At 61.8% G+C, this 13,539-nt stretch carries 11 protein-coding genes, 1 tRNA gene and 1 pseudogene; 11 read left to right on the top strand and 2 right to left on the bottom strand.

The features are described 5' to 3' along the window. Positions 1–351 precede the first annotated feature (351 nt). The 3 genes from B5E41_RS00715 to B5E41_RS00705 all read left to right on the top strand — a co-directional run bounded on the left by B5E41_RS00715 (position 352) and on the right by B5E41_RS00705 (position 4,419). Positions 352–2,352 (top strand): methyl-accepting chemotaxis protein, encoded by a 2,001-nt coding sequence (locus B5E41_RS00715; protein WP_088390276.1) that lies wholly within the window; start codon positions 352–354, stop codon positions 2,350–2,352. Between the two features lie 349 nt (positions 2,353–2,701). Further along, positions 2,702–4,219 (top strand): ATP-binding protein, encoded by a 1,518-nt coding sequence (locus tag B5E41_RS00710; RefSeq protein ID WP_064805866.1) that lies wholly within the window; start codon positions 2,702–2,704, stop codon positions 4,217–4,219. A 123-nt stretch (positions 4,220–4,342) separates the two neighbouring features. Continuing rightward, positions 4,343–4,419: transfer RNA gene (locus B5E41_RS00705), tRNA-Arg, on the top strand. Positions 4,420–5,135: 716 nt separating this feature from the next. On the opposite strand, the gene B5E41_RS00700 is transcribed toward B5E41_RS00705, so the two are convergent. After that, a complete protein-coding gene (locus tag B5E41_RS00700) occupies positions 5,136–5,381 on the bottom strand; it encodes a DUF982 domain-containing protein (RefSeq protein WP_064707810.1) in 246 nt (81 codons plus the stop codon). 192 nt (positions 5,382–5,573) lie between these two features. Beyond that, positions 5,574–5,969 carry a hypothetical protein gene (locus tag B5E41_RS00695; RefSeq protein ID WP_425350110.1) on the bottom strand — a complete coding sequence of 132 codons (396 nt, stop codon included), beginning with the start codon at positions 5,967–5,969 and terminating at the stop codon, positions 5,574–5,576. A 288-nt stretch (positions 5,970–6,257) separates the two neighbouring features. On the opposite strand from B5E41_RS00695, the gene B5E41_RS00690 reads away from it, so the two are divergent. The 8 genes and pseudogenes from B5E41_RS00690 to B5E41_RS00655 all read left to right on the top strand — a co-directional run bounded on the left by B5E41_RS00690 (position 6,258) and on the right by B5E41_RS00655 (position 13,524). Then, on the top strand, positions 6,258–6,845 hold the full coding sequence (locus B5E41_RS00690; RefSeq protein ID WP_088390272.1) for a hypothetical protein: 588 nt from the start codon (positions 6,258–6,260) through the stop codon (positions 6,843–6,845). Positions 6,846–7,048: 203 nt separating this feature from the next. Next, positions 7,049–7,369 carry a hypothetical protein gene (locus B5E41_RS00685; RefSeq protein WP_088390270.1) on the top strand — a complete coding sequence of 107 codons (321 nt, stop codon included), beginning with the start codon at positions 7,049–7,051 and terminating at the stop codon, positions 7,367–7,369. A gap of 189 nt (positions 7,370–7,558) precedes the next feature. Beyond that, positions 7,559–7,929, top strand: a pseudogene (locus B5E41_RS32065) (cell surface protein). A gap of 153 nt (positions 7,930–8,082) precedes the next feature. Beyond that, positions 8,083–8,382 carry a hypothetical protein gene (locus B5E41_RS00675; RefSeq protein ID WP_088390268.1) on the top strand — a complete coding sequence of 100 codons (300 nt, stop codon included), beginning with the start codon at positions 8,083–8,085 and terminating at the stop codon, positions 8,380–8,382. 247 nt (positions 8,383–8,629) lie between these two features. After that, positions 8,630–9,292 (top strand): class I SAM-dependent methyltransferase, encoded by a 663-nt coding sequence (locus B5E41_RS00670; RefSeq protein ID WP_088390266.1) that lies wholly within the window; start codon positions 8,630–8,632, stop codon positions 9,290–9,292. Between the two features lie 327 nt (positions 9,293–9,619). Further along, complete coding sequence (locus B5E41_RS00665) at positions 9,620–10,501, top strand: aldo/keto reductase (protein ID WP_088390264.1); 882 nt, start codon at positions 9,620–9,622, stop codon at positions 10,499–10,501. 410 nt (positions 10,502–10,911) lie between these two features. Next, on the top strand, positions 10,912–12,189 hold the full coding sequence (locus tag B5E41_RS00660) for an alpha/beta hydrolase (protein WP_088390262.1): 1,278 nt from the start codon (positions 10,912–10,914) through the stop codon (positions 12,187–12,189). An 84-nt stretch (positions 12,190–12,273) separates the two neighbouring features. Beyond that, positions 12,274–13,524 (top strand): NAD(P)/FAD-dependent oxidoreductase, encoded by a 1,251-nt coding sequence (locus B5E41_RS00655; protein WP_088390260.1) that lies wholly within the window; start codon positions 12,274–12,276, stop codon positions 13,522–13,524. The last annotated feature ends 15 nt before the right edge of the window (positions 13,525–13,539 follow it).

The raw sequence follows: 13,539 nt of genomic DNA, 5'->3' as shown, positions 1-13,539 counted from the left end.
CGGGCGGGCCATGAAGGCCTTAGGTGACCGGACGTGCGGCGGCTTATACGGATGAAGGCCGCCAAAGTCAATTATACCAGATCATTTCACTGGCAATGCTGACCAGGGCGTGGTTTTCGCACGCAAGTGTTAAGAAGTTCGCTTTGCTCCAGAAGGTTGTACTTTGTCACCGCCGGGATGGAAAGTCCCGATTTTCAGGGACTTGCGCCCAGGACAGGCGCCGAATGGCTAATTTTCATTGGCCATAATCGTAAATATTAGAAATCCAACTTTAAGGAATTTCCTCGATAGTCGGATCATCGGCTGGGAATTTGCTTTCCAGGCAGTTTGGGGTAGCTAGGAGGCACTGCATTGAAGATCCGCGGCAAAATTAATCTGCTCGTTTGCGTGATGGGCGCGGTGGCGCTTCTGATCGGCGCAACGGCATTGTCCGCCATGCGCGAATACAGCCGCAACCTCACGGCCTACGAGCAGGCCGCCGCCCGCGCCTATGCCGGCGAGCGCCTCAACCGTTTCGTCACCGCTGTCGTTATGGAATCGCGCGGCATCTATGCGGCGAAGACGATCAAAGATACGCCGAATTTCGCCAAGGGTCTGATGGCCGGCCTCGACGAAATCGACAAGGTCATTGCCGGCTGGGCGCCGCTCGTGCCCGAGGGCGAAAAGGACAATTTCGCCAAGCTGGTGGCGCGCGCCGCCGAATTCCGCACCTTCCGCACGGAAACGGCTCGGCTCGGCACCGAAGTCGGTCCCGAGGCTGCCAGCGCCCAGGGCAACAATGAGGCCAACCGCGCCAATCGCAAGGCGTTCCAGGCCGAGATCGACGCGGTGGTCGCCACCGACAAGGCAGCGCTTCAGGCGGTCAATGATGAGATTGAGAGCTTCCGTTCCTGGGTGCTGATGCTCGTCCTCGGCATCACCGGCATCGGCATCGCGGCCGGGGTTGGCATGGGCTTTTATATCGGCACCAGCCATCTGAGCCGCCCGATCAAGCGTGTCACCCACGCGATCAAGGAGGTCGCAAACGGCAATTTCGAAGCCGAAGTTCCCTTTGCCGGCCGCAAGGACGAAATCGGCGAGATGGCCGCCGCAGTTGCGGTCTTCAAGGAGAACGGCCTTGCCGTCAAGCGCCTGAACGCCCAGGAAGCGGCGATGCGCGCCAAGAGCGACGACCTGCAGTCCAGCATGTCGGTCGTCGTCGCCGCGGCTGCGGCCGGCGATTTCAGCCACCGCATCGACAAGGACTATCAGGACGAGAACCTCAACCAGTTCGCCGGCAACATCAACACGCTGCTGTCGAGCGTCGATGCCGGCATCGGCGAGACCCGCCGCGTCATCGCAAGCCTTGCCGAAGGCGACCTGACCCAGACGATGAACGGCAATTTCCAGGGCGCCTTCGCCGAGCTGCAGCAGAACGTCAACAACAGCTTCGTAACGCTGCAGGCAACGATGCGCGAAGTGCGCGAGACGACCGAAGCGATGAACGGCAACACCGCCGAGCTGCGCAATGCCAGCGACGACCTGTCGAAGCGCACCGAACAGCAGGCGGCAGCGCTCGAACAGACCTCGGCGGCACTCGACGAGATCACCGCCGTCGTCCAGAACTCCACCGAGCGGGCGCATGAAGCAACCGTCATGGTGTCCGAAGCCAAGGAAAATGCCGGCCGCTCCGGCGTCGTCGTGCGCAATGCCGTCGAGGCCATGGGCCGCATCGAACAGGCCTCGCGCGAAATCAGCCAGATCATCAACGTCATCGATGAGATCGCCTTCCAGACCAATCTTCTGGCGCTGAATGCCGGTGTCGAGGCCGCGCGCGCCGGTGAGGCCGGCAAGGGCTTTGCCGTGGTCGCCCAGGAAGTGCGCGAACTTGCCCAGCGCTCGGCAACGGCCGCCAAGGATATCAAGGCGCTGATCACCAAGTCGGGCGACGAGGTCCAGGTCGGCGTCAAGCTCGTCCAGGCGACCGGCGAGGCGCTGTCGGAAATCGGCACCCGCGTCATCGCCATCAACGACCATATCCATTCGATCGCCACAGCCGCGGTCGAACAGTCGACCGGCCTCAAGGAGGTCAACACCGCCGTCAATCAGATGGATCAGGTGACCCAGCAGAATGCCGCGATGGTGGAGGAAACGTCCGCCGCTACCCACCGGCTTTCGGCCGAAGCCAACGGGCTGGTGCATCTCATCGCCCGCTTCAAGCTGTCGGACGGGCCAGCACCCGCGACGCTCGTCCGCAACGAGCCGCACAGGCAGCCGGTCGCCTCACCCGCCCGCCGGGCGATCGCCAAGGTCGCCCGCGCCTTCGGAGGCGGCAATGCGGCCGCAGCCGAGCAGAGCTGGGAAGAGTTCTGATCGCCACTGATCAGGCGCCTTTTAACGCCGCCTCCGGGCGGCGTTAGTTTTTTCTGCCCGGTCCGTGCCGGGCAAAGATTCCGCCCCAAACCCTCCCCACACGGGAAGGGCCGGCGCTTCCTACTTTCGTCGCTTCATCCGCGGAAAGGCTGACATTTGCTGCGCGGGCGCCGCAAATTAGTCGCTCCCCATTGTCGGGAGGGGTTGGAGAGGGCCCGCCTCCTCTCGCGTGCACGTTTCTTTGTGGCGACATGACGCTGCTCGCAAAGATTTGAAAGCGGAGCGTCTTGGTCTAATATAAGAACCCAACGGTGAGGGCGGCGAGCGCTGCCGATCGGGCGAGATGACCATGCCGGTTCGAGACCAGGGCAAAGATCCTTCGGCTGATATCCCGGCAGCCGGCGAGGCTGCCAAGGGGCGGTGCCCGTCCGGCTTGTTCGGCGGGCTTTCGGGCAAGCTGCTCTGGCTCACCGTCGTCTTCATCATGCTCGCCGAGATCCTGATTTTCTTTCCCTCGGTCGCCAGCATGCGGATGCGCTGGCTGCAGGACAGGCTGAACACGGCCGCCGCCGCCGCCATCGTCATCGACGGGCTGCAGCCGATCGAGCTGCCGCGCGCCCTGCAGAAGGAGACGCTGGAAGCGACCGGCACCAAGGCGATCGTGCTGCGCAAGGAAGGCACTTCGCGGCTGCTGGCAACGACCGACATGCCGACCTCCGTCGACGAATCCTACGACCTCACGGACGTGCCGCCGCTGACGGCGATCCGCGACGCTCTCGACACCTTGATTTTCGGCGGCAGCAGGATGATCCGCGTCTACGGCCCGGTGGGTGAAAACAAGGTCGGCGTCGAGGTTGTCATGAAGGACCGGCCGCTGCGCACGGCGATGTTTGCTTATTCCCGTAACGTGCTGCTGCTGTCGGTGCTGATCTCGCTCTTCACCGCGACGCTGATCTTCTTTGCGATCAACCGCATTCTGATCGGCCCGATTCGCCGGCTGACCGGCAGCATGCAGCAATTCTCCTCCGATCCCGAGAATCCGGCCCATATCTATATCGGTGACGGTGGCCGTGACGAGCTGGCGGTGGCCGGCCGCAATCTCACCTCGATGCAGATGGAGCTGCAGAAGACGCTGAAGCAGCAAAAAAACCTTGCCGCTCTTGGCCTCGCCGTTTCCAAGATCAATCACGATATGCGCAACATATTGGCTTCCGCGCAGCTGATGTCGGACCGGCTCGTCGATGTCGATGATCCGATGGTCAAGAGCTTCGCGCCGAAGCTGCTGCGCACCATCGACCGCGCCGTCGGTTATACGACGGAGGTGCTGTCCTACGGCAAGGCGAGCGAATCGGCGCCGCGCCGCCGCCATGTTCGGCTGCTGGGACTGACTCAGGACGTCAAGGACATGCTGGCGATCGATCCGCAAAGCGGCATCGAGTTTGTCGAACAGTTCGCTGCCGATCTCGAGGTCGATGCCGATGGCGAGCAGCTGTTCCGGGTCATTCACAATCTTTGCCGCAACGCCCTGCAGGCGCTGACTTCACCGGGCGAGGGCGGCCCCGGGACCATCCGGCGCATCACCGTCTCCGCCCAGCGTGTCGGCAGCGTCGTCAGCATCACGGTGGACGATACCGGCCCCGGCATGCCGCTGAAGGCGCGCCAGAACCTCTTTGCCGCCTTCCGCGGCTCGGCCCGTTCCGGCGGCACCGGCCTCGGCCTGACCATCGCCCGCGAACTGGTGCTCGCCCATGGCGGTACGATTGCGCTGGTGGAAAAGCCGACGGTCGGCACCCAGTTCCGCATCGAGATCCCCGATCGTCCGGTTTCGCTGGACGATTACCGCAATCGGACGCAGGGTGAGAAGTGACGGGATTTCGCCGGAGCGCGGCCCTTGCAGACAAACGCGCGATTTTTTCAGAAATGCTCTTGCAATGTCCGAAAGGACCCTTTAGAGGATCGCCCACGCAAGCGGCACCGCCGCTTCTGCCACGCACCCGTAGCTCAGCTGGATAGAGCACCAGACTACGAATCTGGGGGTCAGGAGTTCGAATCTCTTCGGGTGCGCCATTCTTTTCCCTTCCTTTGATACCTCCTGTTTTGGAAAATCGGCTCCGAATATCACAGGCGATTGCCGCCTCCGTCACGTCATCAGCAGATATCCACCCGATCCTGATCTCGCCAAACTGGCAGTGACCATTCACAATGAGCGGCTGAAGTTGCTAGCGACCTTCCTGAACGGCATCAGTATTTCGGTGTTTGCGGTCGGCGGCCTGGCCCTGTCTTTTCCAGCCTGTATAATTCCGGCGGCCCGACCCCTTTCCTGATGCTGGTCAGCATCGTTTTTTTTGACCGCATGTACATTACATTACTCGGCAAGCACGGTTCTCAAAAGGATGAAGCCATGACGACGATGGAAATGATTTCGCTGATGCCCGTCGCCGGATTGATCATCGCCGGAACGGCGGTCTATCTCGTCAACCATCGCAAACTTTGATCGGCTTCCGCGCATCGACGCAACAGAAACCTCCCGAAAGGGCTGCGGGCCTGTCCAGTGCGAAAGTGCCTGGCAGGCCTAATCATTTCCAGCCGCACCCACGTGCATTTCACGACCCGGCCAAGCCGAGGAATTGCTCTGCTGGCCTGATCCCGTCGCAGTTCATCGGCGCGCTGCAGTAGTGGACATTGACCATCTGTCGCACGGGCGCTTCGGCGGCCTTTCCGGGAATGCGCTCGAAGCGGCGGGAAGGTTGGCCGCGGGAATGCTAAAACCGGGGCGCGTCGTCTCATTCCTTGATAGGGATCCCGGCTTCGATCGCAGCTTCGATGAACGCCTGCCGCGCCTCTTCCCGGCTCCGTTTCCCAGATATGACATCGGCGCAAACCGCACACGCTCTGTCGAGCGCAGGACCCTCTTCTGTCGGCCAGTCTTCGATCAGCGCCCATGTGGCGGCTTGGGTCGTCTGGATGACCACCCACTGATCCGGGCCTTCAAGGGCCAGCGTCACCGGCTTCTTCCATAGGGTTTGCATAATGCAGGATCTCCGCTGCGTCTTCTCAGCCAGCTGCTCGCCTAAGGCAATTGTTCCGGCGTGTCGAGATGCCGTCTGAAGGAGACGTTTTCTGGAGCAGTGAGCTGCCTACTGAAACGCCGGCATATTTACTTCCGGCCGCCGCTTCCCGTCGGCCGCTGCCATCTTTGCCGCAAGGCAGCAAGGCAAAAGCTATTGAGCGTTCGGATGCTCTCTCTCATAGGCTTCCCTTTCTTCCTTCCCGAACACGGCGGAGTAAAAGCCGCTGCAAACCAGATATGAGCACTCATCCGGGTTGCCCGTTTGCCATCCGGGCTGGCGGAGGACGACGCGATGGAATTTGGCATTGCAAAGCCCGTGGTTTGCCAGAAGCCGCGGATCGTTTCCGAAATACGCGCTTATGGCTTTCTCGCGAGTCCATGCAGGAACGACTTGCCAATCAGCGGCGCCTCCTTCAGCGCTCACATTGCCGGTCGCACAGAACGACCAATTCGATATCGTGATCGGTTGATCGCAGGGAAAAGCCTGGACGGCGCTTCCCAGCAAGAGCGAAATCAATGCCAGCAATCGCTTGCTGTAACCCTCCATGCTCCTTTCCCCCATGCAGATCATTCGCATCCTGTCCTCCACGCCCAGCAATTGCCTGTCACCGTGACGGGGATCAGGTCTAATCCAAACCCTAAGATTATTTTCCTAGTTCTCGAAACGTTCTTACGTTAGATTGCACTTTGTTGCAACCATGGAATGTCGAATGTCAAAGAATTTTGTAGTGATTGGCGCTGTGGGCGCTTGGCCCAGTCTTTCCCTCTGCATGCGGGAAAAAACGAGTTCTTCTGTTTGCCGGAAGGACGTGCTCGCAGCCGAGGCGACGGGCTGATGGCGGAATTCAACTCTCGTGACAAGAGCCGCACCAGTTCCGGCAAGACGCGAGCGCTGGTGCGCAAGCACACCGCGCCGCCGAGCGCCAGCGATGACGGCAGCCTGCGATGGCAATGGTTGACGGTCCAGCTACTGGAATCGGCGGCCTTCACCACCTTGAGTGCGAATGCCTGCCGCGCCTTCTTCCGCGTCGTTATCGAGCACGTCTCGCATGCCGGGTTGCAAAATGGCAGGCTTGTCGTGACGCATCCCCAGTTCGTCTCCTACGGCGTCACGGGCGAATATGTGGCCGATGCGCTCGACGAGCTGGAATATAAGGGGCTGGTCAAGGTCCGCCGCGGTCGGGCGGGAAGCGGGGTCGCGCATCCCAACCTGTTCACGCTCACCTTTGTCGGGGACCATGAGGGCGCGCCGCCGACCGACGAGTGGAAGCGGTGCACGGCGGAAAGGGGCCGGAAATGGTCCGAGACCGACCGCAAGATCGCCGCCGAAAAACGCGGTCGCCTCGGCCGGAAGAAAAAAACCTCGCTTCGGGATCCCGAAATCCGCCCGCTTCGGGATTCCGAAATTCGCCGCGCTTCGTAAGCTTTTCGGCTGAGCGGAAACGCAATGATTTCAACGCCGCAGCCTATTTCGGGATTCCGAAGTGCTATATAGATTTTGGTGGGGCTTCCCGGCATGGCGCGTGACGACCGTCCTCGGTCGGAAGCGGCATTGGTTTTCCCGCATGCCTAGCTTCGCGCAACCTTCCTGATGTATCCGCAGGCCTGATGATCTCGGAGGAATGCATGACGGTGGGAATTTTTCGGGCTCTGGCGGTTCTCGCGACGATGGCCGCCCTTGCCGGCTGCATCGACCATGCCAACGAGCCGGTGCTGCTGGCAGTCGGCGTGCCGGTCAATCCGCCGTCCGTTGCGCACAGCCTTTGCATGACCGACGGCAATGCCATGTATGGTGAGGCGAAGCGTCAATATGAGCTGCGCGCCCAGCTGACCGGATATGCGCAGGCCGATGCGTTCGAAGCGGAAACGGTGGCGCGCGCCGCCGCCCATCGCCAATATGTCGCCTGTCTTTCGGCTCAAGGTTACCGGGCATTATACGCCAATTGAGAACAGAGAATTCGCATTCTTGACCAGCGCCGTTCGCGCCATTCTGCTGTTACTGCTTTTCACGGTTTCTCGCGAAAAACTCACGCCGGATCGCTTGCAATCACGAGTTTTGGAAGTTGCGCACGCGCTGGGAACCGCGCCCTTGGAGTCGGCATTTTCCCGGGATAAATCCACGAAGGAGGGTTTATCATGAAGACGTTCAATTTAGTCCGTTCCGCCATCGCGCTCAGTGCCCTTCTCGCTTTCGCGCCGATCGGCCCAGCTCAGGCAGCTCCCGTTCAAACGGTCGGCCGCCGAATATTTCCGACGTAAAAACAGTGCAATATAAGGCACGTCCGGGCCTCTGGCATGGCTATCGAGGCTTCCGAACGGAGCGTCCCGGCACCCGCCGTCATTCCGACGGCTACTGGTATCCGCTTGCCACTTTCGGTGTCGAGGCTGGCGCCACAGGCTCCATCATCCGCCAGCCGGTGAACAGGCCGGCGGCTCCGACAATGTGCAACCCTACGTTTTCGGGATCGATCGGCCCCGGCAGCATGCCCTGTGATAACGGCTATTGAGCCGGCAAATGAAAAAGGCGGCACGCGCCGCCTTTTTCCTGTTTCGGGCGCCGCTCACATGTTCGTGACCTCTGTTGCGACGCGGTAGATTATGACAAATCCGCTTCCTAACTCCTCGACGTAAATTCACCTGATCCTCCCAAGGAGATGATAATGATGACGACGTTCAAGGGCGGCCTGGCGGCCGCGGTCCTCGGCGCAATCGTCGGCCTTTCCGCCTTCGCAGCGCAAGCGGCTCCCCTTCAGTCGAGCGCGACGGAGCAGGGCTCGGTCAAGCAGCCGGTTGCCCGGAATGGGACCCGCGTGCAGCACGACAGGGGCACGACCGGTTCGATCGGTGAAGGCCGTTCGAAGGGCATGGCCTCGCCCTACATGACGAACCCGAAGAAGCCGCTGAACATGGATTGCAAGCTCGGCTTCAACCCGACAAGCAGCTCCGGCTGCAATTATTAACCCGGCGCTTTGCGGTGGCGACCAGGCCACCGCGGTGAGGGGCGGCTTCCCGGCAGCCCTTTTCGCCACAGACGACGGCGTTCGCTATGTCAAAGCTGCCATAGATGCAAAAATGCCAGAGGCCGGTGGGAAAAGAGGTGGGAAATGCCGGCTCACAAGGGCGATTGACGTCTCTGCCTTGGAATTGCCATGCTGGCCGCGATGGTCGCATTCATAATCAATTGAATTTCAGACAGGTGGGACAGTCATGACCGCAAGGGCTGCATGCTCGGATTTCCTGCATTTTTTTCGCTCCTGGATCAGCAACCCGCTTCGGGTTGCCGCCATCGCGCCGTCGGGTGATTCACTTGCCAGGATCATGACCAGCGAAATTGCGGCGCTCGATGGGCCGATCATCGAGCTCGGCCCGGGCACGGGCGTCTTCACCCGGGCGCTGCTTGCCCGCGGCATCAGCGAGGCGGATCTGACGCTGATCGAATACGGCCCGGAATTTATCGATGCGCTGCAGGCGCGGTTCCCGGCGGCGCGCATATTGCAGATGGACGCCGCCCACCTTGCCCAGGCCGATATTTTCGAGGGCGAACCGGTCGGCGCCGTCATCAGCGGCCTGCCGCTTCTGTCGATGTCGCCGCGCAAGATCGCCTCGATCCTTGCCGGCGTCTTCACCTATATGCGGCCGGGCGGGGCGGTCTATCAGTTCACCTATGGCCCACGCTGCCCGGTGCCGCGGCCGATCCTCGACCGCCTGGGCCTGAAAGCGGTGCGCATTGGCGGCACGGTTCGCAATCTGCCGCCGGCCTCCGTCTACCGGATTTCGCGCCGCAAGCCGCTGGAACTCTCGCGCGAGCGCCTGAGATACCGTGAGGCGGACATCGAAGTCGCCGCATTCTCCGGCGAATCGACGGGCTAAAACGCGGCAACGGCTGACCGGAAGCGACAGGCTTCGACACCAGGCCGATATCCCGGCGCACCGCTGCGGCGCCGGTCGAGGGACGATGTTTTCGGCCTCTCCCTGTCATCCGCGCGGGCTCGTCCTATATGTGCAAGCGTCGCAGCGGCTGCATGTCCGATATCGCCGCGGCGGCCGGGTCATCACCATGCCGGGCATCACCAGACACTGCAGACATTCAGAACCAAATCCCTCCTCGCCAGCCCGGCATTCCAGCGCTGGCCAAGCGAAGAGCTTCGGCCATTTCATCGACGTTGAATGATTTTATTGATCAAGAGAGGAAAGATCATGTCCAGTCATAACGCAGCCAAGTCAGGCACCTTCAGGATCGGCGGCGAGATCGAAGTCAATCGTCTCGGTTTCGGCGCCATGCGCGTTACCGGCAAGGGAATCTGGGGTGAGCCCGACGACCATGCCGAGTCCATCCGGACGCTGAAGCGCCTGCCGGAGCTTGGCGTCAATTTCATCGATACGGCCGATTCCTACGGCCCCGATGTCTCCGAATGGCTGATCAAGGAGGCGCTGCATCCCTATGGCGGCAAGTCCGTCGTCGCCACCAAGGGCGGCCTGACCCGCCACGGCCCCGATATCTGGCTGCCGGTCGGCCGTCCCGAATATCTGATCCAGCAGGCGCATAAGAGCCTGCGCAATCTCGGGGTCGAGCAGATCGATCTCTGGCAGCTGCACCGCATCGATCCGAAAGTGCCGGCCAGGGAACAGTTCGATGCGATCAAGTCGCTGCTCGACGCCGGCCTCATCCGCCATGCTGGCTTGAGCGAAGTCTCCGTCGCCGAGATCGAGGCGGCCTCGAAGCACTTCAAGGTCGCCACCGTCCAGAACCGCTACAATCTCGTCGATCGCACCAGCGAGGACGTGCTCGATTATTGCGCCAAGCACAATATCGGCTTCATTCCCTGGTATCCGCTCGCCGCCGGCGATCTCGCCAAATCAGGCTCGCTGCTCGAGACGATCGCCAAAAAGCACAATGCCGCGCCGAGTCAGATCGCGCTCGCCTGGGTGCTGAAGCGCAGCCCTGTCATGCTGCCGATCCCCGGCACCTCCAAGGTCAAGCACCTGGAGGAAAACGTTGCGGCCGTCGACATCAGCCTCTCCGACGCGGAATTTTCGGCTCTGGATGCCGAGGGCCGGAAGCTGTTCAAGGCGGCTTAAGGGCGGTGCCCGCCATCGGCGATCAGCGCGGCCTCATTTTTCAGCAGAATTTGACCAACCGGTCAAATATGCCTCAAAATGAGGCGGCGATCTGTTGTTTTGAGGGCAAGCGTTGCGCTGAATGCATTGCTGCATTGCGGTATTTTCGCTATTCCCGAGCAAATGAATGGGCTATCTATATCTCCGTAAGCAGCGCACTCCTCCTCCCAAGCGCTCTTACATCGGACTGACAACACTCCTCCTCCCAGTTGTCAGTCAGGATCAAGAGCCTGGCGCACCTCCTCCCGCGCCAGGCTCTTTTCTTTTTTCCGGCAAGTTCTTCACCACACGCGGTTTGACTCGGCAATCGTCGTCGGACTATTTGAACGGGCGCCCCTCTGTCCGGTGCGCGCACCGGTTGGAGTTTGGTCATGATCGGCAAATGGCGCGCCCCGCATGCGGCCCTGACAGGTCTTCTGGTTGCAACGCTTGTGCTCGCCGGCTGCGGCGGCAGGCCGGTCGGTGTCATGCAGGCGGCCGGCACGGTGCCGCCGGGCACCTCGAAGGTCGATCTCTTGGTGGCGACGACGCGGGCTGCCGACGCCGATCCGGCCGTGCTGTTCTCCGGCGAACGCGGCACCGGGCTCACCGTCAATGCCGTCGATGTCTCCATTCCGCCGGATGCCAATCGCAAGGTCGGCCAGGTGCAATGGCCAAAGCGGCTGCCGGCCGACCCCTTGCGCGATTTCGTCACCGTCTCCGTCGATCCGCTCGAAGGCGAACGGGCGGGCGAGAGCTGGCTGAAGGGCCATATGCCGAAAAGCCGCCGCGTGCTGGTCTTCGTGCACGGTTTCAACAATCGTTATGAGGATGCCGTCTACCGCTTCGCCCAGATCGTCCATGATTCGCATGCCGACGTCGCACCTGTCGTCTTCACCTGGCCGTCGCGCGCCAGCATCTTCGATTACAATTACGACAAGGAAAGCACCAATTATTCCCGCGACGCGCTGGAAGAACTGCTGACCCGAACCGCCGCCAATCCCGCCGTCAGCGACATCACCATCATGGCGCATTCGATGGGCACCTGGCTCACCGTCGAAGCGCTGAGGCAGATGGCGATCCGCAACGGCCAGGTTGCCGGCAAGATCAACAATGTCATTCTCGCCTCGCCGGATCTCGATGTCGACGTCTTCGGCCGTCAGTTCGCAAGCCTCGGCAAGGACAGGCCGCATTTCACCATCTTCGTCTCGCAGGACGATCGCGCCTTGGCGCTATCGCGACGCATCTCCGGCAATATCGATCGCCTCGGCCAGATCGACCCTTCGGCCGAGCCCTATCGCAGCAAGCTCGAAGCGGCCGGCATCACCGTGCTCGATCTCACCAAGCTGAAGGGCGGCGACCGGCTGAACCACGGCAAATTCGCCGAAAGCCCCGAAGTGGTGAAGCTGATCGGCGACCGGCTGATTGCCGGCCAGACGATCACCGATTCCAATGTCGGCCTCGGCGAGGCCGTCGGCGCCGTGGCGATGGGCGCTGCGCAGACGGCCGGAAGTGCCGTCGGCGTCGCCGTCAGCACGCCGATCGCCATCTTCGATCCGCGCACAAGGCGCAATTACGACGCCCAGCTGAAGCGTCTCGGCCAGTCGGTGGACAATACCGTCGGAGCGGTCGGTGACAGCGTCGGCGCCGGCCTGCCAGCCACCCAGTAAAAATTTCATAGGCAATCACCGTCGTTCTGATATATCAGGCTGGCGAAGCGGCGGTCTTGTCTGCCGTGCGGTTGGGTTGATGGCATGGCTGAAGAGACGAAGAAGAAGATTGTTGTCGTCGGCGCGGGGGTGATCGGCGCCTCCATTGCTTTCGACTTGCAGCGGCGTGGCCATCAGGTGACGCTGGTCGACAAGGGCGAGCCGGGACACGGCGCCTCCTTCGGCAATATGGCGAGCATCGCGCTCGATTTTGCCGCCGGCTCCGGTCCTTCGACCTGGAAGAAAATGCCCGGCTGGCTGCTCGATCCCGAAGGTCCGGTCTGGCTGCGGCCCTCCTATGCGGCAAAAATGCTGCCCTGGTTCCTGCGCTTCCTCGCCGCCGGCCGCCCGTCGCGCCTGCGAGAAATCGAGGATGCCGGCATGAGCCTGTCTGAGCGTGCGCTCGGCGATTTCAGGGAAATGCTGCAGGCGATCGGCGCCTCCGAGCTGATGACGGAGGAGGGATGCCTGGCGATCTACGAGACGGAAGCGGAATTTGCCGCCGACCGCAGCCACCTCGCCATGATGCAGCGCTACGGCCTCGAATTCGAAGTGTTGAGCAACGGCGCCATTCAATATTATGAGCCGGCCCTTTCGCCTGCCATCGCCAAGGCGGTGCTGCTGCCCGACAACAAGTCGATCCGCGACCCCTATAGACTGGTGGTCAAACTGGCCGAGGCGGCCAAAGCCGCGGGCGCGGCCTTTGTCTCCGGCGCCGTCAGGAACATCGAGCGCAAGGGCGATGGCGCCGTCGTCGTTCTCCTGGAAGATTGCGGCCGCGTCGAGGCCGATTGCGTCGTGCTCGCCGCCGGTGTCCATACCCGTTTTCTGGCCGAAAAGCTCGGCGAGCCGATCCCGCTCGAAACCGAGCGCGGCTATCACACCCAGATCATGAAGCCGGGCATCTCCATGCGCTATTCGATGATCTGGCCGGCGCGCGCCTTCATGGTGACGCCGACGGCCGGCGGCATCCGTGTTGGTGGCAATGTCGAACTTGCCGGTCTCGATGCCGCGCCGGACTTCCGTCGGCCGCGGGTGCTGGTGCGTCACGCTCAGCGGGCGCTGCCCGGACTGAAGCTCGAGGAGGCGACGGACTGGATGGGCCATCGCCCGGCGCTGCCCGATACGATCCCGATCATCTCGCCGTCGTCGAAAATGCCGGGTGTTTTTTATGCGACCGGCCATGGCCATCTCGGCCTGACCTATGCCGCGACGACAGCGCGGCTGATCGGCGATATGGTGACCGGCATTGAGCCGCCGGTCGACCTGACGCCGTTCCGCATCGACCGATACTGAATGAGAACCGTGACC

It is taken from the genome of Rhizobium esperanzae (assembly GCF_002204185.1).
Classification (GTDB): Bacteria; Pseudomonadota; Alphaproteobacteria; order Rhizobiales; family Rhizobiaceae; genus Rhizobium; species Rhizobium esperanzae.
Note: the sequence above shows the minus strand (reverse complement) of the source record. Positions and strands in the feature narration are given on the sequence as shown.